The following is a 26,443-nucleotide window of genomic DNA, read 5'->3' as shown; positions in this document are numbered from 1 at the left end:
CGCACGGGGCGCGGTGTTTGTTTCAGAGGGCCATTGCAAACGGCAACGCCATTACGGGTTGTAGGAGACCACCGAGCCACTGAGGCCGGTCATCTGGGAGATCCGTCCCTGCATCCCCTGCAGTTTGGCCTTGGAGACATCCGGCCCGATAAAGACACGGTTGAGCTGACCCTGCACCGGTGTGCGCGGCGAGGTGTGGGCAGAGTAGCCCGCCGCCCGCAGCTTGCTCACCAGCGCGTTGACGCTGTCGACGTTCTTGAAGGCACCAAGCTGGAGGATCCAGCTACCCTGCGCGGCCGCGGGTGCAGGTGTGGTCGACTGATTCATCTTGCTTTCAATCAGATCATCGAGGGACTTGATCTGACCCGCCTGTGGTTTGGCTGGCGCAGGTGCCTTGGCCACTTCAACCGGTTTGGCTGGCGTCGGCTTGGGTGCTGGCTTGGGCGGTTCGACCGGTTTTTTGACCACCACTTCTGGCTTGGGCTGTGGCTTGGGTTGGGCATTCTGTTGCGACTGGACCGGTGCGGCAGGGGTTGTCGCCAGCTGCGCGCCGTTGCCCTGACCGGCGAGGGTCATGGGGTCAGCCACCTCTTCCACTTGCCACTGCTGGGCCGCAGAGGCCTGTTGCTGGCTGGCCAGATGATCGGCGGGCAGGCTGCTGGCTGCCGAGACCTGCAGCGCAGGCTTGGCAGGCTCCAGCTCGGGGCGCAGCGGGATCTTGGCAAAGGCCTCCTCCTTTTGTGCCAGCTTGTGACCATCCAGCAAGTCCGGCAGGAAAATAACAACCAGGGCCACCAGGATGACGGTGCCCACCAGACGGTTTTGAAACTTCGAGGCCAAGTTGAATCCTACCTTTACGTAACTCAATATGCGATTTGGCTCCCCGCCAAAGGGCTGGGGGGCCGGGGTGTGGCCTAGACGGCGACACCCGCCAGAATGTCGGCGACAGTGTAAAACGAACCAAACACAATGACCATATCGTCCGGACTCGATGCGGCCAACGCAGCCTGATAAGCGGCGCTGACATCATCAAACTCCCTGGCAGGCCCCTTGCCCTCTCCCAACGCCGCAGCCAGTTGCGCAGCGGTGGCGGCGCGCGGGCCGGTGAGGCTGGCCAGATACCACTCGCCGATCAGACCGTCGAGCTCAGCAAGTGACCCCGTCATGTCCTTGTCTTTGAGCATGCCGACCACGGCACGGCGCACACCCGTGCAGGGCATCTTGCGCAATTGCGCGGCCAGATAGGCTGCCGAATGGGGGTTATGGGCCACATCGACGATCACCAGCGGCGCACTTTGCAACTGCTGCATCCGGCCAGCCAGCCGGGCATTGGCAAGCCCGTCACGAATGGCGGACTCCGGCAGCGGCAAGCCGAGGGATTCCAGCGCCGCCAGCACGGTCACCGCGTTCATCAGCGGCAGCGCCGGTTTTGGCAGATCCCGCCACTGGTTGAGGCCGTGATAATCCCAACCGCTCTCGTGCTCATCGCCACGAAAATCGAGACCGACCTGACGCAGGTTGGCGCCAAGACGCTGTGCTTCGCTCGCGATAGTCGCAGGTGGATTGGGCTCACCGCTGATGGCGGGTTTGCCGGCGCGATAGACCCCAGCCTTCTCCACCGCCACGGCTTCACGGGTATCACCCAGCCAGTCGCAATGATCGAGGGCAATGGAGGTGATCATCGCCACATCGGACTCCACCACGTTGGTGGCGTCGAGCCGACCACCCAGCCCCACTTCCAGCAGCAGCACATCGGGGGCGGCGCGGCAGAAGAGCCACAAGCCAGCCAGGGTGGCGAACTCGAAGAAGGTGAGCGCTATCTCGCCACGCGCCGCTTCCACTTCGGCAAAGGCGGCGCAGTGATCCCTGTCGGCCAGCTCTTGCCCGTTGACCCGCACCCGCTCGGTAAAGCGCAGCAGATGGGGCGAGGAGTAGACGCCGACCTTATAACCTGCGGCCATCAGAATGCTTGCCGCCATGGCACAGCTGGAGCCCTTGCCGTTGGTGCCCGCCACCGTGATCACCTTGAACGGCAGCTGGGTAAGCCCCATACGCCGGGCGACAGCACCGACCCGATCCAGCCCCATGTCGATATTGACCGGATGGATCTGCTCCAAATAAGAAAGCCAGTCGACAAGCGACCGGCTTTGGGATTGTTGCATGTTTGAACTCATCTTCACTCTTCGATGACGTGAGTATTCAGCATTTTGGCGAGCAGGCTGGCCAGACGGTTACGCATTTCACGGCGATCGATGATGATATCGATGGCACCCTTTTCCAGCAGAAACTCGGAGCGCTGGAAGCCTTCCGGCAGTTTCTCGCGCACGGTCTGCTCGATAACGCGCGGGCCGGCAAAGCCGATCAGCGCCTTGGGCTCGCCCACGTTGATGTCACCCAGCATCGCCAGACTGGCAGAGACGCCACCCATGGTGGGGTCGGTCAGCACGGAGATATAGGGCAGGCCGGCTTTGGACAGACGGTCCAGCGCCGCACTGGTCTTGGCCATCTGCATCAGGGAGAACAGCGCTTCCTGCATGCGAGCACCACCAGAGGCGGAGAAACAGACCAGACCGCGGCCTTCCTTGATGCACTCCTCGACGGCGCGCACGAAGCGGGCACCGACCACGGAGGCCATGGAGCCACCCATGAAGGAGAATTCGAATGAACAGGCGACAACCGGTACCCCTTTGAGGGTCCCTTTCATCACCACCAGCGCATCTTTCTCCGCCGTCTCTTTCTGAGCGGCAGACAAACGATCCTTGTAGCGCTTGGAATCCTTGAATTTCAGTACATCCTGCGGCTCCAGCTCGGCACCGATCTCGGTACGACCCTGCTCATCGAGGAAGCTCTCGAGACGGGCGCGGGCGCTGATGCGCATATGATGATCACACTTGGGGCACACTTCGAGGTTGCGCTCCAACTCTGCCCGGTAGAGCACCTGTTCACAAGCACTGCACTTGGTCCACACCCCTTCCGGAATGTTGTGACGACGAGGCGCAGTGATCTTGCTCTTGGGAAGAATCTTCTCAAGCCAGCTCATGGAATTCCTTAATGCTTTTGTGCCTGACAAAACGCATCGAGCCTAGATTGTTCAATGACTTAATAGCTCGATGGCAACAAATGACGGGTCATTAAACCACAATTTTTCGGGCGCAGTTACTAAAAACTGGTCGTACCCGGTGCCGAGTCCGGCAGCCACAGCGGGCCGAGCGGCAACTGCGGCAGAGCAAACTCGGCCGGGTAATCCACGTCGACCAGATAGAGGCCACCGGCCTTGGCGGTCGGCCCGGCCAGATTGCGATCCTTGGCCGCCAGCACCTCGGCAATCCACTCCACCGGTTTGAGCCCCTGCCCCACCAGCAGCAGGGAGCCGGTGATGTTGCGCACCATGTGGTGCAGGAAGGCGTTGGCCTTGATGTCGAGCACGATGTAGGGGCCGGAGCGGCTGACGCACAGATGGGTCACATTGCGCCACGGGGTGTTGGATTGGCAGGCGACGGCACGGAAGGTGCTGAAGTCGTGCTCCCCCAGCAGGCTCTGGCCCGCCTGGTGCATCAACTCGGCATCGATGGTCTCGTGGTAGTGACTGACGCCACTGCCGAGGATCGCCGGACGGAAGTTGTGGTTGTAGATGACGTAACGGTAGCGACGGGCGGTGGCGCTGAAGCGGGCGTGGAACGTTTCGTCCACCTCCTTGACCCAGCGCACGGCGATATCCGGCGGCAGGTTGGAGTTGAGCCCCAGGGTCCAGGCCCCTTCGGCACGGTTCGCCTCGGTATCGAAGTGGATCACCTGGCCGGTCGCATGGACGCCGGCATCGGTGCGCCCGGCACACTGGATGGAGACAGGGTGGTTGGCGATCCGGCTGATGGCCTTCTCCAACTCCTCCTGCACGCTGATCACTTCACGCTGACGCTGCCAACCGAAATACCGGCTGCCGTCATATTCAATACCTAGGGCAATTCGCATGGATAAACTTGTCTTGTTGTGAAACGCAGTGAAAGAAACGGGGCGGATTATACGCGCTCAACTCGAAAAGTCCCACAAACCGCCTGATTGGCTTGCATGGGCGGAGAATTCACCCTGTGCAAATTGCCATGAAGAAGGGGGCAGCCAATGGCTGCCCCCTTCTTGCTGATCCCGCGACAGGGACAATTTTACCCCAACCGCTTGAGCAGTTTTTCTGCCTCGGCACGCTGATGCTCGGTGCCCTGCTCTGCCGCTTCTTGCAGCAGCTCGCGGGCGCTATCCTTGTCGTCGATCTCGAGGTAAGCGCGGGCCAGATCCAGCTTGGCCCCCACACCGCCGTCATCGGCATCCACATCAAAGCCGGTGGATTCAGGCAACACCTCGGGGAAACCATCGAGCCCCACGTCCAGCGAGAGACCCTGATAGGGCTCCTGCTCCGGCGCGGTGGCATCCGCATCGGCCAGCAGCTTGTCGATCTCGACGTAACCGCTTGCCTGGGCCTGTTCCCTTGGCTGCAATTCTGCCGGATGAGACTCCACTTCGGTAAAGGCATCCTCGAAATCGGAGAGCGCCAGTTCGTTGGGATCCCACTCAAGATCGAGCTCGGTCTCCTTGCCTTTGGTTGGCTCAAGCCCCAACTCGGCCAACATATCATCAGCCGAACCATCCACGCTCAAGTCGATGGCATTATTGCCCTCGCCCGCAGCCGGTTTATCCAGCTCATTTTCAAAATCACCCAGATCAAAACTGGCCAGATCATCAGCAGCCGTACTCTTGCTGCTTGCACTCAACTCCGGTTCCAGATCAGCCGAAAGATCCGCATCCAGCTCGGCAAACAGGGCTGCCTGCAGCTCCTCTTCGCTCATGAGCTCATCAGCATCCCTGGACTTGGGATTGAACTCGCTGGCCAGATCCATGTCGGGTTCATTGGCCAACGCGACAGGCTCATCCAGCGAGAGATCGAGATCCGGCACCAGATCCGGGTCACGACTGGCTGACTGGGCAGCCATTCGCTCCGGCTCGAAACCTTGCAGATCGATCTCGCCATCGTCGCTGAAAACCAGATCAACATCCGGCTTTTTAGCCGGTTCATCTGGCTCGACCGGCATAAAGCCATCAGGGGTATTGAGATCCGGCACCGGGCGTACCGGCTCGTTGTCGGTCACATCGACACTCAGCAGATCGTCAAACTCGCTCTGCTCCTGATCCATCATCATGGCGGTGGACTCGGAGAGGCTCTTCTCCTGCTCCTCCAGCTCGCGACGGGCACGGGCCCGCAGCCACAGAGTCACCAGCGCCAATACCAGCAGCACCGGCAGCAGGATGATCATGGCAAGGTTGAGCGGTGAGGAGAGCAGCTCCATCAGCCAGTGCTGCTTGGGTTCAGGCTCTGCCACCACGGGGGGGACAGGTCTGGCCTTCAGCTCGGCGAGCTCTTTTTGCAGCGCGGTCTGATCCTGCAACTGGGCCTTGAGGGTCTCGACCTCTTCGGTGAGAGATTGCAAGCGCAGTTTGAGCCTGTGGTTCATCTCGGTCACCTGACCGAGCTGGGCATTGGCATCTTCCAGCGCCAGCGCCATCTCGGTGGCCGGTTTGCCCACCGGTTTTTCCAGATCGGAAGGCAGAGGCGCCGGTGTGGTGCTTGCTGCGGCGCTCGTCGCCGGGACTGGGGCCACCGCCTCTTTTGGCGCAGGCTCGCTCGCCTTGACAACATCTTTGGTTTCAGCAGACGGTTGCGGTGCTACGACAGGAGCAGGAATGGGTGCCGCTTTTGCCGCAGGCAAGGGAGCTTGCGCGGTTTTCACCGGTTCGGCTTTGGCAGTCTCAACCTTCACGGGCTTGGCCGCCGGTTTGGCGCCATGGGCCTGCTTCTCGGCGAGATACTTGGGGCTTAACCCCTTCCAGCTGGCGTTGTCGCTGCGGAACTTAGCACGAGCCTGGGCATCGGTGATGACGCTCGCCTCGGCCACGGTCGGCAGCAGGATGCGTGACCCCACCAGAATGTGGTTGATATTGCCATCGGCAAAACTGCGGGGGTTTTTCTCGTAGATCGCCACCATGGTCTGGTAGACGCTGACACTACTGGAGGGACGGTATTTGCTCGCCAGACTCCAGAGAGTATCGGTTGGACGAACAGGGCCATAACTACCGGCATTGGCCGTGACCTGACGTACCACCGGCTGGGCGGTTGCACGTACCGGTTGCGCCACGGGTCTGGCGACCGGTTGCGCCAGCGGCTGGGAATTGACGGCTGGAGGTGCGGGCTCGTCAGGGCCTTTTAGCTCGACAAAAAAAGGCTCCCGCGCAGCGTCTTCAGCCTGGACGGAGCCCAGCAGACCCAATGCGAGTAGCGTTGCCAATGTTATGCGGGAATGTCCCATATTCGTTCCTTCGTATGACGGCCCTATCACATTGAAAAATCTGGATAGTTACCCCAAAACAGTCGGTTCAATATAAATCAGGCTCGCGTCGCAAGCCAGTAGTCCGACACATTTAGCACCCGACTTGACTCTGAGTGTAGGAAAAAACTTAATCAGTTGATATCGCAACAGAATCTTGATGTAGCGGAGTGCGGCATGGGTCACACCCCCGATTTATCACAGTCCGGATGGGCAGCACTCCCTGCTGCCCATCTGTGGCAGATATCCAGCCTTACAGATAGTCGCGAACCAGCAGCTCGGCAATCTGTACACTGTTGGTTGCCGCGCCCTTACGAACGTTATCGGCCACGATCCACATATTGATACCACTCGGATGAGAAATATCCTGGCGCACCCGCCCCACCAGCACCTCATCCTTGCCGGTTGCGTCGCGCACCGGAGTCGGATAATCCCCTTCGTCATCAAACAGGGTCACGCCCGGCGCACTGCGCAGCAGATCCTTGACCTGTTCGGCATCGAGCGGCTGGTGCAGTTCGACGTGTACCGCCTCGGCGTGGCCGTAGAAAACCGGCACCCGCACGCAAGTCGGGTTCACGGCTATGCTGGCATCCCCCAGGATCTTCTGGGTTTCCAACACCATCTTCATCTCTTCACGGGTGTAGCCGTTGTCGGTGAAGCTGTCGATCTGCGGGATCAGGTTAAAGGCGATCTGCTGCGGATAGAGGGTGGGCTCTACCGGACGACCGTTGAGCAGATGAGAGGTCTGGCCTGCCAGCTCGCTGATCCCCTCTTTGCCGGAGCCTGACACGGATTGATAGGTAGCCACATTGATACGGGCAATGCCCACTTCATCGTGCAGCGGCTTCAAGGCCACCAGCATCTGGATAGTGGAGCAGTTGGGGTTGGCGATGATGTTGCGATTGCGAAAATCGGCCAGCGCATCCGGGTTCACTTCCGGGATAACCAGCGGGATATCTTCGTCGTAACGGAAGCAGGAGGTGTTGTCGATGACGATGCAGCCGTGCTCGGCAGCAATTGGCGCCCACTTGGCAGAAACCTCGGCACCGGCGGAGAAGAGTGCGATCTGCACCTGGCTCCAGTCAAACTCCTCCACATCGAGGATCTCGAGGTTCTTGCCGCCAAAACGCACGGTATCACCGGCACTGCGGCTGGAGGCCAGCGGATAGAGGGTCGCCACCGGGAATTCACGCTCTTCCAGGATCTCGATCATCGCCTGACCCACGGCGCCACTGGCACCCAATACCGCTACGTTAAACTGCTGGCTCATTCTGTTCTCCTCTGATAATGCTGCAATGGCGCCGGCTGGCACCATGGTCGACAGGCTCCCGCGCTGCGAGATGACGCTGCCAGATATGGCTGAACCGCCGCAATAGCATCTGCGCCAGCTCAGTAAAAAAGGGGATTGGTGTGGCCAGCTCGGCTCACCCCTTCCGGTTATCTTCCAGCTCTTGATCCCCGATTCAGGGACGTGACCGCGCAAATCCCAACGCACCGAGATCCTGACTGGCAAACGCGCCCTCGATCTGCAGGGAGGATAGTTCACGGCGCTCGGGATAGTGTTTGCGCTGCTCGTCAAAGCTGCCGGACAGGCCGAGTCGGGCCCGGAAACGGGCATCATCGCGGCGCACATCATAGACCAGATGCACCAGCTGCTTGATCAGCGCCTGATCCGGTGCGCGGCCCGGCACCACCACCTGCACATCGGGGGCAGGCAACAGCCGACTCAAATCCTGACGAGGCTGGCGCCCCAGCTGCTGGCAGAGCGCCTGATAGAGCATCCAGGTACCGCGAGCCTTCCCCTCCAGGCTGTAACCGGCGATATGGGGGGTGGCAATCTCGGTATGGGGCACCAGCGCTGCCAGTGGCTCGGGCTCGTTCTCCCACACATCCATCACCAGTCGCAAAGGCGCATCGCCCAACTGACGCGCCAGCAGGGCCCGGTTATCCCACACCTCGCCACGGGATGCGTTGATCAGGATCTGCCCGGCAGGGCGCGCGGCAATCTGTTCGGCATCGAGCAGATGGTGGGTCGCATCCGGCCCTTCACGGGTGATGGGCACGTGGAAACTGACGATATCGGCGCCAAGGGCGGTCTGGTAATCGACAAAGCCCGCATCGGGAGTATTACGCGCCCTGGGCGGATCGCAGCGCAGTACCCGCATGCCGAGCGCTTGGGCCTTGCCAGCCACGCACTCGCCGGTATTGCCCGCGCCAATCACCGCCAGCGTCATGGCCGAGAGGTCGAGTTCGTAGCGCTCCGCCAGCACCAGCAGGGCTGAGAGCACATAATCCCCCACCGAATACTTGTTGCAACCGGGGGCGCTGAAGAAGGGAATATTGCGGCTTGCCAGCAGCGCCTTGTCCACATGGTCGGTGCCTATGGTGGCGGTGCCGACAAACCCGAGTTTGGGGCTGGTCGCCAGCAAATCGCCGTTGACGCGGGTGACCGAACGCACCAGCAGCACATCGGCATCCAGCAGATCGCGGGCCTGCATCTGCCGTCCGGGCAAGGCGACCACCTCGCCAAATTCGGCAAACAGCTCCACGGCATGGGGCATATTCTCATCAACGACTATCTTCATCGGGCTCTCTTTGGTCACAACCGCCACGGGGGAGCCATTCTAGCGCAAAGCCGCCCGAGATTTCAGCCTGTGATGCAATCAGGCGCGAAAGGGGACCACATTGTTCGGTGGCCACTCTCTTCTGCCGTTCAAACCGAGGATGTCGCCACAAATGTGTAAGCAGAGGTAACAAACGTGCTGCTCGGCTTTGTCCGGGCATGTCACGGTGGCACAATGCCCCTCTTTTTCGCGATCGCCCATATTCACCATGCCGCCACATTTCTCGTCGCTCTCTGTCTCCTCACTCACCCGCAGTCAGGTGCTTGGATTCACTGCCCTGCTGATCCTGCCCCTGCTGCTGCTCGCCACCCTGCCCTGGCAGCCTTTTCTGATCGACTCCCTGCATTCAGGCTGGTTATGGTGGTCATACGCCCTCACCCGCATGGTCGATATTCCCGGGATCGGGCTCAGTGGCGCTCTCTTGCTGCTGCTGACCCGCTACAAACTGAGACTGGAGTGGGCCTCCTTCATTGCGCTGGGGTGTGCACTGGCGGCCCTGCTAGCCAGCGACTGGGTGCTCAAGAGCCTGATCAAGCACCTGACCGAAGAGCCCAGACCCTATCTGATCTGGCTGGAGAGTCAGGCGCTGATCCCGGCTATCAAGAGCTTCTACGCCAGTAGCGTCGATGTGCGTAGCGAACAGGTTCATGCCGCCAGCCAGTTGCTGGCCCTGCCTGAGTGGCTCGGCCACCACTGGCAGGCCGAGGTGAACTACGCCTTCCCCTCCGGCCACAGCATCGCCGCCATCAGCCTGGCCCAATTTTTCGGCCTTATCTGGCTGGCCCGCGCTCCCACGGGCGTCTGGCTGCTGCCTCTGTGGGCACTGGGAATTGGTCTGTCGCGCATGGTGATGGGGATGCACTGGCCGGTGGATGTGCTGGCCAGCGCCCTGCTGGGGTCGTTCACGGCGTTGATAGCCGCCCGCTGGTGGCTGCACCGATACTGAAACCAGGCACTGCATTGTAAGCGGCTTACTGCAACGGGATGGGGGGACAAGCCTGTGCTTTTTTGCCATAATGCCGCCTCATTTTATCCCGACCGAGATCCCATGACCGACGCAGTTCATACCCTCAAGGGCCGTTTCCGTGGTTTTTACCCCGTCGTCATCGATGTTGAAACAGCCGGGTTCAACGCCAAGACCGATGCCCTGCTCGAGATAGCGGCTTACACCCTGAAAATGGATGAGCAGGGTTGGCTCGTTCCCGATCACATATTCCACTTTCATGTCGAGCCCTTCGAAGGGGCCAACCTGGAAAAGGCCGCGCTGGAGTTCACCGGCATCGATCCCTACAACCCGTTGCGTGGCGCTGTCTCGGAAAAAGAGGCGCTGACCGAGATCTTCAAGGGGATCCGCAAGGGGATGAAGGAGCAGGATTGCGGCCGCGCCATCATAGTGGCCCACAACGCCACCTTTGATCACGGCTTCGTGATGGCTGCCGCCGAGCGCGCTCGCCTCAAGCGCAATCCGTTCCACCCATTTGCCACCTTCGACACCGCTGCTCTCTCCGGATTGGCGCTGGGGCAGACCGTGCTGGCCAAAGCGTGCCAGAGCGCCCGCATCCCGTTTGACAATAAAGAGGCGCACTCTGCCCTCTATGACACCGAACGCACCACAGAGCTGTTCTGTCATATCGTTAACCGCTGGAAGAGCATGGGGGGTTGGCCGCCTGCGCATCCGGATGATGACACAACCGATGCCCCTACCGATGATGAGGGACAAGAATAAACGGATGAAGGCTGCCACTGGCAGCCTTCGCTTTTTGGGGAAGTGATTGATTGCACAGCGCACCGGAAATCGCTATCAAGGTCACTATCCACCGCTGAGCGCGGGATGCACGGAGACAAACAGGTCACAAACCCTCAGGTTGAGCAACCTTGTGCCACATGCTGCTGCAATATGAGGGGTTTGACTGATTTTTTTCTCGACATTTGTCACATTTTTCGCAAACTAACTCCCCTTCACATGACAGACAGCAATAACAAACTATAAGGAAATCAAATGAATCCAGTTGTTATCGCAGTCGGGCTGATGCTGGTGCTCAGTCTGCTGCGGATCAATGTGGTGGTCTCGCTGGCGCTGGGTGCCATTGCGGGCGGTCTGGTGGGCGGGTTGTCGTTGACAGATACCCTCACCACCTTCAGCGGTGGCCTGGGCGGTGGCGCCGAGATTGCCCTCTCCTACGCCATGCTGGGCGCCTTTGCAGTTGCCATCTCCCGCTCCGGGATCACCGACCTGCTGGCCCGCAAGGTGATCAGCCAGTTGGGCAAGGATGCCAGCTCGACCCGCATCATGTGGGTCAAAACCCTGCTGCTCTCTTCCGTGCTGGCCGTGGCTATCTCGTCCCAGAACCTGATCCCGGTTCACATCGCTTTTATTCCCATCCTGATCCCGCCGCTGCTGCATGTGATGGCGCAGATGCAGATCGACCGTCGTCAGGTGGCCTGTGTCATCACCTTTGGCCTGACAGCTACCTATATGGTGCTGCCGGTCGGCTTTGGTGGCATCTTCCTGAATAACATTCTGGCCAAGAACCTGATCGATAACGGCGTGCCCATCACCACCAGCCAGATCCCGCTGGCGATGGCCATTCCGGTTGCCGGTATGGTACTGGGCCTGCTGATTGCGGTATTCATCAGCTATCGCAAACCGCGCCAGTACGATCTGGCCAAGATCCTGGATGCCGAGCCCGAAGCGGTCGAGCTCAACCTCACTCATATCTGGGTGGCCCTGCTGGCCATTGGTGTAGCACTGGGGCTGCAGTTGATGACCAACAGCATCGTACTGGGTGCGCTGGCCGGTTTTGTCATCTTCACCTGCGGCGGCGTCATCAAGTTTCGCGAAAGCCAGGATGCTTTCACCCAGGGGGTGCGCATGATGTCGCTGATCGGCTTCATCATGATCTCCGCCGCCGGTTTTGCCGCGGTGATGAAGGCAACCCACGGGGTCGACTCTCTGGTACAGGTGGTCGCCTCCGGCATCGGCCAGCACAAGGGGATCGCCGCCTTCCTGATGCTGCTGGTGGGCCTGCTCATCACCATGGGGATCGGCTCTTCCTTCTCCACCGTGCCCATCATCGCCACCATCTATGTGCCGCTCTGTCTGCAGCTCGGCTTCTCACCGATGGCGATCATCGCGCTGGTCGGTACCGCTGGCGCGCTGGGAGATGCGGGGTCACCGGCCTCCGACTCTACCCTGGGCCCGACATCCGGCCTCAACGCCGATGGCCAGCACGACCATATCTGGGACAGCGTGGTGCCCACCTTTATTCACTACAACATCCCGCTGGTGATCTTCGGCTGGATTGCAGCCATGGTGCTCTGATCGCCCCTCTGACATCGAGCCATATACTGCAAAATACGAAACAAGAAGGCGACCTGATGGTCGCCTTCTTGATGATGACGTCACCTAATCACCAGGATATGGTCCCGAGAGGAGAAGATCTTTATTGTGCTTCATGGATTCCCGGCTCTGGATGATTGCGCACTATAGTAGCCGCAGACTGTTTCGCTCTTAGTCAGTCTCTCGCCACTGATGCCATAACAACGTTTGCCTCTCCCCGCTTTGTGCGCGACACCCGCTGCCACATACCACGCCGATTAATTGCTCAGCGATTGGATATCATTTTGAAAAACTGATACTTAACTAGCTACACTAGCGATTATCACCATACAGGGACGTGTAAAAAATGAGCTTGATTGGCTTGGTGCTGGCGTTGATCGCCATCCTTGGCGGCAACATGATCGAGGGGGGGCACCCCAGTGCACTGCTCGATCTGCCCGCATTCCTCATTGTGATCGGTGGCACCATAGGTGCTGCGCTGACCCAGTTCCCTTTCTCCGTCGTCGGCAGCACCATGAAGCGTTTCAAATGGCTGCTCTCCCCCCTCAAGCTCGACATGCATGAACAGGCCCAGTTGCTGGAGACCCTGGCAGGCAACGCCCGCCGCAGCGGCATGCTGGCGCTGGAAGGGATGATCGACGAGATCAAGGATCCTTTCCTGAAGAAAGGAGTGCAGATGATGGTTGATGGTTACGAGAAAACCAAGATACACGAGGTGCTGGAGAACGAGATCGAGTTCGAGCAGGAAGATCTCGAACAGACGGTCAAATTCTACGAAGCCATGGGCGGCTACTGCCCGACCATGGGGATCGTCGGGGCGGTGTTTGGCCTGATCCACGCCATGGGTCTGCTGGATGCCCCCGACAAGCTGGGCGGCGCCATCGCGGTGGCCTTTATCGCTACCATCTACGGGGTATCCGCAGCCAACCTGATCTTCTTGCCGTTCGGCAACCGCTACAAAGGGTTTGCCCACCAGATCCGCCACTACAAGGAGATGACCCTGACCGGCATTCTCTGCATCGTTGATGGCGAATCCCAAGCGCGCCTGCAAGTTACCCTCGAACCTTATCTGGGAGGTCACGGTGGCCAAAAAGAAAAAGGCTGAAGCACCGGAGAACCATGAACGCTGGCTGGTCTCCTATGCCGACTTCATGACCCTGCTGTTCGCCCTGTTTGTGGTGCTCTACTCCTTTGCCATGGCCAAGCAGTCCGAAACCCGGGTGCTTATCCAGGGCTTTATCGAGTCGCTGGGTAAAATCGGCCTCATCTCCCCGCCTGCCGGCTCCCCCTTGATGCAGGGGGGCACAGGGATTCTCGAGCCAGAATCAAAAACTACGCCGAGCAGCCCGAAAGAGGAGACTGTGCTGGAGAAAGATGCCCCCATGGCGGCATCGGACCCCTTCAACGAGACCATAGGTGCCTCGGAAAAACCGAGCGCCACCGAAGCCTGGCCCCACAAGACCCAGGAGCAGGAGTGGGTGCAGGTGACCAAGCAGAAGCTGGAGCAGCAGCTAAAGGCCCAGATTGAATCGAAGGATCTGGAGGTCGAGCAGCTTGGCAGTCAGCTGGTGATCCGCATCGGCGAGAAGGCGCTGTTTCCCGCCGATTCGGCGTTCCTGCAGCCCCAGTTCATCCCGCTGGTCAACAAGATCGCCGGCATTTTGGCCAACATCCCGGGGCAGGTAGTTGTCACCGGTCATACCGACAACACCCAGGCGCCGGTGGAGCTCTATCGCAACAACTGGGAGCTCTCGGTGCTGCGAGCCTCTTCCATCGTGCAGACCATGCTGACCAACCCCCAGCTGGATGCCAGACGAGTCATCGCTCAGGGTGTTGCCGACACCCAACCCCGCTTTGCCAATGACACCCCCGAACATCGCCAGGCGAACCGCCGGGTCGATATCACCCTCTCCCAAGGCAAGGCAGCAGAAGAGTCACTGCAACTGCTCAAGCCCTGATCCCCCCGCTCCCGCTTCGCGCGGGAGCCTCTTTTTAAAAACAAATAACTCAATAATATCAACACCATAAGATCTTAATGATAATGATTGCCATTTATTGTCAAGTGGTCAGGCCTCTGCAATAATGCCGCCCCTCAGGCTTAAATAAAAACAATTATCATTATGAACAAACTGCTTCAGGCATGGCCGGCACTCCTGTGTGCCTCCGCTGGCGCGGCCGATCTTCCCCCTGTGGAGAAGGCTCGCAGCGACGACACCATCATTGTCACCGGGCAACGGGTACAACAGAAACTCTCCGATGTTTCCGGCTCCATCACCGTCATCACCCAGGAAGAGCTGGACCGTCAGGTCGCCAGCGAGCTGACTCATGTGTTTCGCAAGATCCCCGGTGTCTCGGTCACCGGCTCTGCCGGGCGACCGCAGAACATCAGCGTGCGCGGCATCGGTGGCAACCGTATCCTGCTGATCAAGGATGGGGTGCGCGTCAGCGACGGCTTTGGCGCCGACAACATCAATGACAAGGTAGGTCGCTTCAACTTCGACCTCGATGACATCAAACAGATTGAGGTGGCCAAGGGGGCCGGCTCTTCCCTGCATGGCTCCGATGCCATCGGCGGCACCGTGGTGATGAATACCAAGCAGCCGGAAGATTATCTGCAACAGCAAGATAGCTATCTGGCGGCCAAGACTCTCTACGGTGGCGACAGCAACAAGAAGAAGCTCAGCATGACCGGCGCTGTGCGGGCGTTGGAGAGCGAACATCTCTTGCGCCTCTCCGGCTGGCGCGGCAACGAAACCGCCAACTTTGAAGAGAGCCGTATTCCGGCTGATTTGGATGGCATGAGTGCCTCCACCAGCAGCCGCCTCCCCCTCAATGCCCATCACGCTCTGCGGCTGGAGCTGGACTACTACGAGGATCACGCCAAACGCCAGATGGGGCCCAAAGCGGTGCCCCAACCCGATGGCAGCTGGGACGTGGTCGGTTTTCAGGAAGATGGCGATCAGCGCACCCAGGGCGGCAAGTTCAGTTGGGAAGCCAACGATCTGGGCATGGTCGATACCCTCAACTGGAGCCTGTTTGGCAACCAGTCACGCAACGAAGCCAACCAGCGCCAGCTGCTGCGCAACGATGCCCTGAGCGGCTATCCCAGATATCGCAGCCAGCGCACCCTCTCCACGTTCGAGGAGCTGCGCCTTGGCAGCGAGCTGGAGTTGCAGAGCAAGCTGAGCACCGGCTCGCTGGATCACACCTTCAGCTACGGTGTGGAGCTGGAGCAGGCCAACCACGAGCGGCCGGTCAGCAATCTGACCCTGGAAGATGGCATCACCACCCAGGGACAGAAAGCCCCCTTCAGCAAGGCAGAGACCCGCCGCGATGGCATCTGGCTGAGCGATGTGATCGATCTGGGCAGCTGGCAGTTTACCCCGACCCTGCGCTTTGACCGCCAGCGCCTGCGCGCACCGGACAGTAATCTGGCCGAGAACCACAGCGACCACCTCTCCCCCAGTGTGGCGGCCAGTTACCGCTTCAACGAAACATGGCGCAGCTGGCTCAGCTATGCCAACGGCTTCCGCGCCCCCGCTTACGATCAGGTTTACGGCAACATTCCCCACTACTTTGCCATGCCGCCATTCGAGATCATTGCCAACCCCAACCTCAAGGAGGAGACCAGCCACAGTCTGGAGTGGGGAGTGAATGGCCAAAGCGACAACTGGAGCGTCAAACCGGCCGTTTTCTACAACCGCTACTACAACTTCATCGACTGGCGCCAGACCGGTTTTCGCCTCGATGACGGTGTCTTCCTGCGCCAATATCGCAACGTTGCCAAAGCAGAAACCTGGGGCGCCGAGCTGGCCGCCAGCCTCTGGCTGAGCGACGAGTGGGAGCTTTCGACCAATCTGGCCTGGATGGATGGCAAGGATCACCGCGGTGAGCCGCTGCGCACCCAGACACCGCTGGAAGGCAACACCACCCTGCGCTGGCAACAGCTCGACTGGGGGGTTGAGCTCAGTGGCAACTATGCCGCCGCCATGACCAAGGTGCCCCAGTGCGCCAATGCGCAGACGGGCTACAACGGTGCCTGCCAGAGCAGCGCAGGCTGGTTCAGCCTGGATCTCACCGGCGACTGGCAGATCACCGAGGCGCTCAAGGTCAATGCCACCATCGGCAACCTGCTCGATACCCGCTATGTCCGCTATCAGGATGTGGCCGGACTCCCGGCTGGCAGCGACACCTCCCTCTACAGCCAGAGCGGCCGCTACCTGTCAGCCAGCCTCAGCTACCGTTTCGTGGGGATGTGATGAAGCATCATGCAATCATGGCGGCCCTGTTGGCCGCCCCGTTGGCGTGGGCGCAAGAGGCCCTGCCACCCCCGATCCCGTCCCAATCGCACCTGATTTCAGGCAATCCCGTACGCCAGGATCCCTACTTCTGGTTGCGGGACGAGAGCCGTAGCAACCCGGCCATACTCGCCCTGCTCAAGCAGCAAAATCGCTGGAGCGAGCAGCAACTCGCCACCCAGCAGCCGCTGGAAGCGACCTTGCGCGCCGAGTTTGCCCGTCATCCGGCGGGGGAATCTGTGCCAGAGAACTGGCTTGTCCGCGGCGATCAGGCATGGCTGCTGCGCCCGGATGGCTCACTCTGGCAACGCCACGGGGGCAAGGTGCAGCAACGGCTTCCCGCCAGAGCGGGCGAGGGCTATTACGAAGCGGGCGGCTGGGCCCTGAGCCCGGATAACCGCACACTGGTCATCGCCGAAGACAGGCGCGGCGATCTCGACTATCAGGTCACCCTGCTCGATCTCCAAAGCGGCAAGGCGCTGGCCAGTTTGGCGCAGCGCAGCGCTGATCTCGCCTGGTCACAAGATGGTCGCACCCTCTACAGCATCGCCAACGAGCGCTACACCCTGCGCCCCTGGCAGCTGCGCGGCTGGCAGGATGGCCAGGAGCAGACTCTCTATGAGGAGCAGGATCCCGCCTGGCTGCTCAGCCTCTATCGCACCACGGATGGCCAGCATCTGGTGTTGCAGGGCAACAACCACGACAGCTCGGAGCAGTACCTGCTCGACTCGGGCAAGCCGCAGCAGGTCAAACCCCGCCAGCGCGGGGTGGAATACTATCTGGACAGCCAGTCTGGCTGGGTGATCAAGAGCAACCGAGAGGGGACGTTTGCCCTCTACTCAGCCAGCACGCCGCTCGGTGAGTGGCAGCGCCTGTGGCCCGCCAAAGAGGAGGATCTCGGCGATCCCGAGAAGTGGCGACTGTTTGATCGCCATCTGGTGGTGCAGTTTCGCCAGCAGGGGGAGGATTGGCTCGCCCTGCTCGATCGCAACGGCCATGAACGCCAGCGCCTGCCGCTGGCCAGTGGCGCCGGTACCGGCTGGCTGCAAGGAGAACATGACCCGGCCAGCGACCGCATTCTGGTGCGCAGTCAGGGCTTGAGTCAGCCCCCCGGCCAGCGCTGGCTGGATTTGACCAGCGGCCACTGGATCAACGACCAGCACACCGCAGGCAATAAAGCATTGCCCTATCAGAGCGAGCGGCGCTGGATCACCTCTGCCGATGGCACCCGGGTGCCTGTCTCGCTGGTGTGGCGCAAGGATCTGGCCCCTCGCGCCGTACTGCTCTACGGCTATGGCGCCTATGGCACGCCGATGCGCCCCTACTACCAGAAAGAGCTGTTAAGCCTGCTGGATCGGGGCTTTGTCTACGCCATCGCCCATGTGCGCGGCGGCGGCATGCTGGGGGAGCAGTGGACCCGCGACGGACGGGGCATCCACAAGCAGAACGGCATCAGCGACTTTATCGCCGCAGGTAGCGTCCTGCGCCACTGGTCGCCCGACTCTGCTCCCCTGCCCCTGTTTGCCATGGGGGGCAGCGCGGGGGGCACGCTGGTTGCTGCGGCCCTCAACCAGCAACCGACACTCTTTAGCGGCGCCGTGTTGCAGGTTCCCTTCGTCGATATGCTCGGCACCATGAGCGATCCTGCCCTCCCCTTGACCCGTCAGGAGTATCAGGAGTGGGGCAATCCGGCCAAGCCCGCAGAGTATCAGGCGATGCGCCGCATCAGCCCCTACGACAACCTGCACCGCGCCCCCTACCCGCCCCTGCTGGTCACTACCGCCCTGCACGACAGCCAGGTGCCCTACTGGGAGCCGGTCAAGTGGCTGGCCCGCCTGCGGGAGCACAGCACGGGTTCCGGCCCCTACCTGCTGCTGACCGAACTGGAGGGAGGCCACCGCGCCGGTGGTGGCGATCGGGCTCGTGAATTTGCCTTCTTGTTGCATCTGGCGGGGATCAACCAATGACCCTGCCGCTGATTGGGAGTACCATTATGAAACCCCTGTTGCCCGCCCTCTTGCTGGGGCTGGCTGGCTTTTCCACTCAGGCCGCCGAACTGCGTTTTGTCGAACAGGACGCCCCGGCCGATACCCGCCTCTGGCTCGAACAGCAGCTCGGCGTCACCCTGAGTGATGCCCCGGCCTATCAGCGCCAAGGCAAGCTGGGCCACTATCTGCATTATCGCCAGCAGCTCAATGGCGCACCGATCGCCGGCCTGATGGCCGCCGTCAGTCTCGATGAGCAGGGTCGCCCGTGGCGCCTTTATCACAATACCCGGCTGATGCAGGCACAGGCGGCTCCATGTGATGAAGCAAGCCGCGCCGGGGTGGATGCCTATACCGCCACGCTGGATAGTACGGTGTGGCAATTCGCTGGCAGTGACGAAGCCCAGCCCTGGTACTGGCAGGATGGCGACACCCTAACTGCGGCCTGGCGTCTGCTGGCGGTGGAAAGCCAGCCGGGCAACAGCAAAAGCAGCCACTGGCAACTGTTTGTCACCTGCGATGGCAGCGCCCTGCTGGGGCGCACGCTGCAAGAGGCCAACACCCGTGCCGAAGCGGTCCCGCTGACAGGGGAAGCGGCTACGGTGCAGGCCCGTATCTTTGCCCTCGACCCACGCACCCAACTGCAAGATGGCAACCTGCTGTGGCGCCACGATCTGGTGCTGGACAACCGGGCCTATCGCACCGTGCCGCTCACGGTACAAAAGGTGGATGACACCTACCAGCTAAATGGCCCACGCGCCCGGGTCGTGGATGGCACGGCGCCGGAAACTGCCCCCTTTAGCAGCCCTGATGCCGATGGTTTCCAGCTGGATCACCAGCAGCCCGCCTTCCTCGATATCAATGGCTACTACCATCTGGATCTGGCCCAGCGCCATGTGGAATCCCTTGGCTACCCGACGCTGATGGGCGGCCCCCTGGCCATCGATACCGATGCCGGGGAGCAGGACAACTCTCTCTATGACCCCTTCCTGCGCCGGTTGGAAATTGGCCGGATAGGGGTGCCCGACGCGGAAGATCCCATGGTGATCTGGCACGAGTTTGGCCATGCGGTGCAGCACCATATCCTGCCCGACATGGGAGAAGAGGGTGACTGGGGCGCCATCGGCGAGGGCTTTAGCGACTATCTGGCCGCCAGCTGGCGCCAGCGTAGTCCAGAGGCTCGCCAGTTCGAGCCTTTCATGGTCTTCAACTGGGATGCCAGGATCAGCGGCCGGACGCCCCGTCAGCTCGATGATCTGCGGGCGCGCTATCATCCGGGCTTCCTCTATCCGGCTCACCTCACCATCAACGGCAGCAACGGCGACCAGCTGTGGGGCACCCCGCTCTTCACCGCGCTGCGCCAGGCCGTTGAACAATATGGCGAGGTAGCCCGTGACGAGTTCGATACCCTGCTGATTGAATCCCACTTCGGCCTCGGCCCGCAGGTGCGGATGCCCCAGCTGGCGCGCGTCACCGTGGATACCGCCAACCGCCTCTATCCGGATCGCAATTATGGCAAGCTGCTGGAGCAGGCCTTCCGCCACCACGCCCTGCTGCCCACGCCCATCGCGGCCCGCCTTGCCGATGACAGCTACCTGCTGCCCGGGGAGAAAAAGAGCCTCGCCATCGAATTGACCAACCAGAGCGGCCGCCCCCTGACCGTGGCTGACGCCAACCTGCTCCCGAGCAAGGGGCTCATGGGTGACGGTCACTGGCAGGGAGAGCTCAACGCCGATGGCACCGCCCGCTGGACCCTGCCGCTGGAAGCAGCGAGCAACCTGACCTGTGGCGAGGCGGTCACCTTGCCGCTGCAGTTCCAGCTCACCCTGCCCAGCCCCACCGAGCGCCAGACCCGCCTTGACCTGCAACTGCCGATCGGTGAACCGCTCTGGCAGCGGGCCATCGGCCAGGGTGGCCAGATCAAGGATGCGGTGAGCGATGAGCGGCACGGCCTGTCCCGCTTCACTCTCACCCTGCCCGAGAGCAAGGCCCGCATCGACAGCGGATTCGTAGTCGCCCTCGATCTGGAGCACAGCAAGCTGGAGCAGCTGGAGATCTGGCTCACCTCCCCTTACGGCACCCGGATCAGCCTGTGGAACAAGGGTTACGCCAGCCATACCCGGCTCAAGGGGGAGTTTCCCCGTGAACTGGTACCGTTCGAATCGCTGGACAAGCTGCACGGCGAACCGCTCGCTGGCCGCTGGCTGCTGGAGATCAACGACACCAGCGCCGGTGACACCGGTCAGTTGCGCAACTGGCGGGTAGCCCAGCAAGTCGGCGCCCGCTGCGACAAGGATGAAGCCCTGCCCAACACCGGCATCATTCCCCTTGAGCAGGATGAAGGGGGTGGCGGCACGACTTCCCCCCTGCTGCTGTTGCTGGCCCTCTGGCCCCGCCTCTGGCGTCGGAGCACCCCGCGCCGTTGAATCCTGTACCACGGGGGTTACCGCCCCCGTGAACCTGTGACCGAATCAAGGAATGTGAAGTGAAACCATCCGTACTGGTTATTGCAACCCTCTCAGCCCTGCTCAGCGCCTGTGGCGGCGGGGAAGATAACGCACCACTGGCGATCCCGGACTACCGGGTCGATGTCGCCCTGCCGACTGCCGGTACCCTGTGCGCCGATCTGGATCAGAACTGGCAATGTGATCCTGCCGACCCTGCCGTCAGCGGCGAAGGAGTTGTGGCCCTGGTCAGCCGTTCGGCCAACATCGTCAACTCGCCCCTGCTGTTCGTACCGAGGAGCGGAGGCCTGCTGCTGGCACATCCGGCCGCCAAAGGGGATCCACAACGGCTACAACCGACCCTGCTCAGCACCCTGTTGCAGAGCCACATTGCCGAAGGGGTGGCCGCCGATCGCGCACTGACGCAGCTGTTGGCCGATCTCGCCCCGCTGCAACCGGGCAGCGACCGCGTGGCCCTCGCGGGCCTCGGCCAGTTTGATCAGGCGCTGCAGCAGGTGGCGACCAGCTTGCAGCAACAGGCCCGCGCACGCCTTGCCACCGCCAAGGAGACCCAGTTGCTCACCACCAGCTATCGCGCCATCAGCCTGATGCTGGCGCAATTGGCTCAGGAGTGGCAGCGCAACGGCCAGTTTGCTGAAGATACCCAAAGCAAGCTGCTGACCCTGCTGGTGCAGCAGCAGCCACGCAACCTGCTAACCGTCACCGGCGTCACCACCTTCAGCGATGGCAACGACCCGCTGCTGGAACAGGAACCCGATGACTATCCGGGACAAGATGCCAGCTGGAATCGCACTCGTCCCCAGCTTGCCTATCGCAAACTCGATGATCGCGGTCAGGTTCTCCCCGACAACGCGCCGAGCTGGCAGTGCGTCAAGGATCTCAATACCGGTCTGGTGTGGGAGGTCAAATCGGACGATCCCTTGAGCCCGGCCTGGAAAAGCAGACCCTTTGCCTATGAGGATGAGCAGTTCAAGGCGACCGCAGGCGAGCAGCAAGCGGCCTACCAGCATATTCATAAGAGGATCGAACAGCTCACCGCCGAAGGAGATCTGGCGGCCCTCGTCCGGGCACAGGCGCTGACCACCATGCTGACCACCCGCGCGTATCAGCAGTGGCTCAATGGCGAGCAGCGCTGCGGCATCAGCCAGTGGCGGCTGCCCACCATGGGTGAGCTGATGTCACTGATGCACTACGGCAGCCTGGCCAAGGACCCGCTGGGTCAGCGCATCATCGTGGATACCCGTTACTTCCCGGATATCGCCCCCTCGGAAGATGACACCTACCATGGCTACTACTGGAGCGCCACCAGCAACACCGCCCAGCGCTTCTCCGGTGGCCCCATCAGCAAACGCACAGTCCTGCTCCTGGGAGAAGATGCGGGCACCACCTATCCCGCACGGGTGCAGCAAGATGAATATATCGAGCTGATGCAAGTACGACTGGTCGCTACTCCCCAATAATCCGAGGAATATCATGAGCCTTTATCGCTTTTCGTTCGCCATGCTGGCACTGATGGCCCCCCTGGCCCACGGTGCTGCCATTTGTGATGACACCATGGATCGCACCGCCCCCTCTGCCCGTTTTCTTGACCATGGCAACGGCACCGTCACGGATCAACACACCGGCCTCACCTGGATGCGCTGCAAACTGGGGCAGACATGGAGTGGCAACAGTTGCCTGGGGGAACCGACCGTTTACTACTGGCAGCAGGGGCTGCAAGTGGCGGAGCGGATCCGCAGTGACAGCAGCCATGCACTCTATCACTTCGGCGGTATCAGCCAGTGGCGCCTGCCCGACATCAAGGAGCTGGCAACCCTGGTCGAGCATGCCTGCTACCAGCCCTCTCTCAATGAAGCCATTTTCCCGCGCGCCATGGCGGGGGGCGGTAAAGAGGTCAATGAGGGCTATGTCTATCTGATGAGCAGCACGGTGACCTCCGCCAATGGTCAGCGGGCGTATCTGGATATCACCTCGGGAGATATCGGTCTTCGCTCCATTGGCGCCTACCCGGATCAGGTCTTGCTGGTCGCCAATAAACCCTGACCGCCCCACGCTCGAAACCGGAACGCGATGACAGGAGAGGCTTGAAAGCCTCTCTTTTTATTGCTCTTGCCACCCCCTATCTCACCCGCCATCACGCTCTTCTCCCGCCAGTGCCCCCTGCCCGCGATACCGACCTGATCCTGCTCCGCACGCGACATACGCCTTTCAGGTGATGACGAGGAGCAGCACTCTGCGCTTTCCAGGCCTTTCTCGCCCGCCATAACCAACAAAAAAGTGCGCTTCTTAACAAAATTTAATTACCGGTTAACCGATTAATAATTAACCCGTAAAAATGACATGTAAATCAGTGCGAAAGTGTCATAATGCGTAACATTATTGTTAAGTCGCTTGATTAATTTGGTTAGGAAAAACCTCTATGTTTGCTGATATTTCTGCTCAACATTGGGCTTTTGCCATTTATGTCATCGGTGCCATCACCATCTGTCTGGTGATGATAGGCCTCGCCGCCCTGCTGGGAGGTCGCGCCTACGGCCGCACCAAGAACAAGCCATTTGAATCTGGTGTCGACTCGGTCGGCAGTGCCCGCCTGCGTTTTTCCGCCAAGTTCTATCTGGTCGCCATGTTCTTCGTCATCTTCGACGTCGAGGCGCTCTACCTGTTTGCCTGGTCTGTCTCCGTGCGGGAGAGCGGCTGGGTCGGCTTTATTGAAGCCACCATTTTCATCGGACTGCTGCTTATCGGCCTGATCTACCTCTGGCGCATCGGCGCACTGGACTGGTCACCGCGCAAACCGCAGTTGAACAACAAAAACAGTGATTGAACCACAGACCCTTTCCTTGAGGTTGCACCATGAAGTACACCCTGACCCGGATTGACCCGGATGCACCCGTTGAGCGCTACCCCCAGGAGCAGCGCCAGACCGTCGATGACCCACTGGCGCAAGAAGCGACGCGCGGCATCATGATGGGCCGTCTCGAGGAGGTGCTGCAAGACACAGTCAACTGGGGCCGCAAAAACTCCCTCTGGCCTTACAACTTCGGCATCTCCTGCTGCTACGTGGAGATGTGTACCGCCTTCACCTCCCCCCACGATGTGGCCCGCTTCGGCGCCGAAGTTATCCGCGCTTCGCCCCGTCAGGCCGATTTCATGGTGATTGCAGGGACCCCCTTCATCAAGATGGCGCCAGTCATCCAGCGCCTGTATGAACAGCTGCTCGAACCCAAGTGGGTGATCTCCATGGGGGCCTGTGCCAACTCCGGCGGCATGTATGACATCTATTCAGTGGTGCAGGGGGTGGATAAGTTCCTGCCGGTCGACGTCTACATTCCGGGTTGCCCGCCCCGTCCCGAAGCCTTTTTGCAAGCCCTGATGCTGCTGCAGGACTCCATCGGCAAAGAGCGCCGCCCCCTCTCCTGGGTGGTGGGCGATCAGGGGATCTACCGTCCCCAGATGCAGGCCGAAAAAGAGCGCAAGCGCGGCGAACGGATCAATGTGACCAACCTGCGCACGCCGGATGAGATCTGACCATGAAACTGACTCGTGATTTTCCCAGCAATTACGCCATGGCCCAGTGGCAGCCCAGCGACCACAAGGATGCCAAAGTGATTGGCGAACTGTTTGCCCACTTCGGGGCCGAGCACTTCACCGTGCAGACCACGCGCACCGGCGTGCCGGTGGTCTGGCTCCCCCGCGAACTGCTGCAGGATGTGATGGGCTTTTTGCGCAAGGTGCCCTCCCCGTTTGTGATGCTGTTTGATCTCAGCGCCACCGATGAGCGGCTGCGCAGCCATCGCGACGGTCTGCCCCAGAGCGATTTCACCGTCTTCTATCACCTCATCTCCATCGACCGTAACGCCGATGTGATGTTGAAAGTGGCGCTGGCCGAAAGTGACCTGCATCTGCCCACCATCACCAACCACTTCCCCAATGCCAACTGGTACGAGCGGGAAGTGTGGGATCTGATGGGCATCACCTTCGACGGTCACCCCCATCTGACCCGCATCATGATGCCCAAGAGCTGGCAGGGTCACCCACTGCGCAAGGATTACCCGGCGCGCGCCACCGAATTTGATCCCTTCATGCTCGATGCCGCCAAACAGGACATGGAGCAGGAGAACCTGCTGTTCAAACCGGAAGAGTGGGGACTGGCCCGCGGCAACGAGAACGAGGACTACATGTTCCTCAACCTCGGCCCCAACCATCCCTCTGCCCACGGTGCCTTCCGGTTGGTGTTGCAGCTCGATGGCGAGGAGATCCGCAACTGCGTGCCCGACATCGGCTATCACCATCGCGGTGCCGAGAAGATGGGTGAGCGCCAGTCCTGGCACAGTTACATCCCCTATACCGACCGGGTCGAGTATCTGGGCGGGGTGATGAACAACCTCCCCTATGTGCTGGCGGTCGAGAAGCTGGCCGGCATCAAGGTGCCGCAGCGGGTCGACATGATCCGGGTGATGATGGCGGAGCTGTTCCGCATCCAGAGCCACCTCTTGTTCCTCGGGACCTATATCCAGGACGTGGGGGCCATGACCCCGGTCTTCTTCACCTTCACCGACCGGCAGAAGATCTACACCATCATCGAAGCGATCACCGGTGCCCGCATGCACCCGGCCTGGTTCCGTATCGGCGGTGTGGCCCACGACCTGCCGAAGGGATGGCAGCGGCTGGTGCAGGACAACCTGCTGAGCTGGCTGCCCAAGCGGCTGATGGATTACGAAAAAGCGGCGATGCGCAACAGCATTCTTCGCGGTCGAACCATAGGCGTCTCTGCCTACACCACCGAGCAGGCGTTGTCCTGGGGCACCACGGGGGCCGGATTGCGCGCCACCGGCCTCAACTTCGACATACGCAAGTGGCGCCCCTACTCCGGTTACGATCAGTTCGACTTTGAAGTGCCGGTCGGCAGCAATGGCGATGCCTACGACAGAGCCACCGTGCGGATCGAGGAGATCCGCCAGAGCATGTCGATCATCGAGCAGTGCATGAAGAACATGCCGGAGGGTCCCTTCAAGGCGGATCATCCCCTCACCACACCGCCGCCCAAAGAGCGCACCCTGCAGCACATCGAGACCCTGATCAACCACTTCCTGCAAGTGTCGTGGGGCCCGGTGATGCCCGCTGCCGAGTCGTTCCAGATGATTGAGGCGACCAAGGGGGTCAACAGTTACTACCTGACCAGTGACGGCTCCACCATGAGCTACCGGACCCGGATCCGCACCCCGAGCTTTGCTCACCTGCAGCAGATCCCCTCGGTGATCAAGGGCAGCATGGTGTCGGACCTCATCGTCTATCTGGGCAGTATCGATTTCGTTATGTCGGATGTGGACCGTTAAGTGATCCCGCCTCCCGGCCATGGCCGG

Annotated in this window: 20 protein-coding genes; 13 read left to right on the top strand and 7 right to left on the bottom strand. The window is 60.9% G+C overall.

All coding sequences use genetic code 11. The annotated features are described in order from the left end of the window. Positions 1–51: 51 nt before the first annotated feature. From dedD to G5229_RS02515, 7 genes are all read right to left on the bottom strand, one after another. Positions 52–840 carry a cell division protein DedD gene (gene dedD / locus G5229_RS02545; protein ID WP_421208312.1) on the bottom strand — a complete coding sequence of 263 codons (789 nt, stop codon included), beginning with the start codon at positions 838–840 and terminating at the stop codon, positions 52–54. Between the two features lie 74 nt (positions 841–914). Next, positions 915–2,174 carry a bifunctional tetrahydrofolate synthase/dihydrofolate synthase gene (gene folC, locus G5229_RS02540; protein ID WP_421208311.1) on the bottom strand — a complete coding sequence of 420 codons (1,260 nt, stop codon included), beginning with the start codon at positions 2,172–2,174 and terminating at the stop codon, positions 915–917. Positions 2,175–2,176: 2 nt separating this feature from the next. Continuing rightward, positions 2,177–3,040, bottom strand: a complete 864-nt coding sequence (gene accD, locus G5229_RS02535; RefSeq protein WP_042053089.1) for an acetyl-CoA carboxylase, carboxyltransferase subunit beta — start codon at positions 3,038–3,040, stop codon at positions 2,177–2,179. A 119-nt stretch (positions 3,041–3,159) separates the two neighbouring features. After that, on the bottom strand, positions 3,160–3,969 hold the full coding sequence (truA, locus tag G5229_RS02530) for a tRNA pseudouridine(38-40) synthase TruA (protein ID WP_216953903.1): 810 nt from the start codon (positions 3,967–3,969) through the stop codon (positions 3,160–3,162). Between the two features lie 188 nt (positions 3,970–4,157). Further along, the gene (locus G5229_RS02525) at positions 4,158–6,350 is read right to left on the bottom strand and encodes a FimV/HubP family polar landmark protein (protein ID WP_421208310.1); all 2,193 of its coding nucleotides are present in this window, start codon (positions 6,348–6,350) and stop codon (positions 4,158–4,160) included. Between the two features lie 271 nt (positions 6,351–6,621). Then, a complete protein-coding gene (locus G5229_RS02520; protein ID WP_421208309.1) occupies positions 6,622–7,638 on the bottom strand; it encodes an aspartate-semialdehyde dehydrogenase in 1,017 nt (338 codons plus the stop codon). Positions 7,639–7,831: 193 nt separating this feature from the next. Then, on the bottom strand, positions 7,832–8,953 hold the full coding sequence (locus tag G5229_RS02515) for a 4-phosphoerythronate dehydrogenase (RefSeq protein ID WP_421208308.1): 1,122 nt from the start codon (positions 8,951–8,953) through the stop codon (positions 7,832–7,834). Positions 8,954–9,200: 247 nt separating this feature from the next. Between G5229_RS02515 and G5229_RS02510 the strand changes: the two genes are divergently transcribed. The 13 genes from G5229_RS02510 to nuoC all read left to right on the top strand — a co-directional run bounded on the left by G5229_RS02510 (position 9,201) and on the right by nuoC (position 26,416). After that, positions 9,201–9,938, top strand: a complete 738-nt coding sequence (locus G5229_RS02510; RefSeq protein WP_337072088.1) for a phosphatase PAP2 family protein — start codon at positions 9,201–9,203, stop codon at positions 9,936–9,938. A gap of 102 nt (positions 9,939–10,040) precedes the next feature. Continuing rightward, the gene (gene rnt, locus G5229_RS02505; RefSeq protein WP_421208306.1) at positions 10,041–10,718 is read left to right on the top strand and encodes a ribonuclease T; all 678 of its coding nucleotides are present in this window, start codon (positions 10,041–10,043) and stop codon (positions 10,716–10,718) included. A gap of 273 nt (positions 10,719–10,991) precedes the next feature. Beyond that, the gene (locus G5229_RS02500) at positions 10,992–12,314 is read left to right on the top strand and encodes a Na+/H+ antiporter family protein (RefSeq protein WP_005344933.1); all 1,323 of its coding nucleotides are present in this window, start codon (positions 10,992–10,994) and stop codon (positions 12,312–12,314) included. Positions 12,315–12,678: 364 nt separating this feature from the next. After that, positions 12,679–13,437, top strand: a complete 759-nt coding sequence (locus G5229_RS02495) for a flagellar motor protein (protein WP_042056089.1) — start codon at positions 12,679–12,681, stop codon at positions 13,435–13,437. Then, positions 13,415–14,290, top strand: a complete 876-nt coding sequence (locus tag G5229_RS02490; RefSeq protein WP_421208305.1) for a flagellar motor protein MotB — start codon at positions 13,415–13,417, stop codon at positions 14,288–14,290. The genes G5229_RS02495 and G5229_RS02490 overlap by 23 nt, the downstream gene beginning before the upstream one ends. A gap of 162 nt (positions 14,291–14,452) precedes the next feature. Further along, complete coding sequence (locus tag G5229_RS02485) at positions 14,453–16,591, top strand: TonB-dependent hemoglobin/transferrin/lactoferrin family receptor (protein ID WP_421208303.1); 2,139 nt, start codon at positions 14,453–14,455, stop codon at positions 16,589–16,591. Next, a complete protein-coding gene (locus G5229_RS02480) occupies positions 16,591–18,597 on the top strand; it encodes a prolyl oligopeptidase family serine peptidase (RefSeq protein WP_421208302.1) in 2,007 nt (668 codons plus the stop codon). The genes G5229_RS02485 and G5229_RS02480 overlap by 1 nt, the downstream gene beginning before the upstream one ends. Beyond that, the gene (locus G5229_RS02475) at positions 18,594–21,041 is read left to right on the top strand and encodes a proprotein convertase P-domain-containing protein (protein ID WP_421208300.1); all 2,448 of its coding nucleotides are present in this window, start codon (positions 18,594–18,596) and stop codon (positions 21,039–21,041) included. The genes G5229_RS02480 and G5229_RS02475 overlap by 4 nt, the downstream gene beginning before the upstream one ends. A gap of 59 nt (positions 21,042–21,100) precedes the next feature. After that, positions 21,101–22,540: a DUF1566 domain-containing protein gene (locus G5229_RS02470; RefSeq protein WP_421208298.1), complete on the top strand. Its 1,440-nt coding sequence runs from the start codon at positions 21,101–21,103 to the stop codon at positions 22,538–22,540. Positions 22,541–22,553: 13 nt separating this feature from the next. Then, on the top strand, positions 22,554–23,123 hold the full coding sequence (locus G5229_RS02465; RefSeq protein ID WP_421208297.1) for a DUF1566 domain-containing protein: 570 nt from the start codon (positions 22,554–22,556) through the stop codon (positions 23,121–23,123). 376 nt (positions 23,124–23,499) lie between these two features. Then, complete coding sequence (locus G5229_RS02460) at positions 23,500–23,904, top strand: NADH-quinone oxidoreductase subunit A (RefSeq protein ID WP_005344919.1); 405 nt, start codon at positions 23,500–23,502, stop codon at positions 23,902–23,904. 29 nt (positions 23,905–23,933) lie between these two features. Then, positions 23,934–24,608 carry a NuoB/complex I 20 kDa subunit family protein gene (locus G5229_RS02455; RefSeq protein WP_005344917.1) on the top strand — a complete coding sequence of 225 codons (675 nt, stop codon included), beginning with the start codon at positions 23,934–23,936 and terminating at the stop codon, positions 24,606–24,608. Between the two features lie 2 nt (positions 24,609–24,610). Next, positions 24,611–26,416 carry an NADH-quinone oxidoreductase subunit C/D gene (gene nuoC / locus G5229_RS02450; RefSeq protein WP_005337234.1) on the top strand — a complete coding sequence of 602 codons (1,806 nt, stop codon included), beginning with the start codon at positions 24,611–24,613 and terminating at the stop codon, positions 26,414–26,416. Positions 26,417–26,443 lie beyond the last annotated feature (27 nt).

This window comes from Aeromonas sp. 602396, from assembly GCF_049173735.1.
GTDB lineage: Bacteria > Pseudomonadota > Gammaproteobacteria > Enterobacterales > Aeromonadaceae > Aeromonas > Aeromonas veronii_A.
The sequence above is the reverse complement of the archived record's forward strand: the minus strand, read 5'-3'. Positions and strand labels throughout refer to the sequence as shown.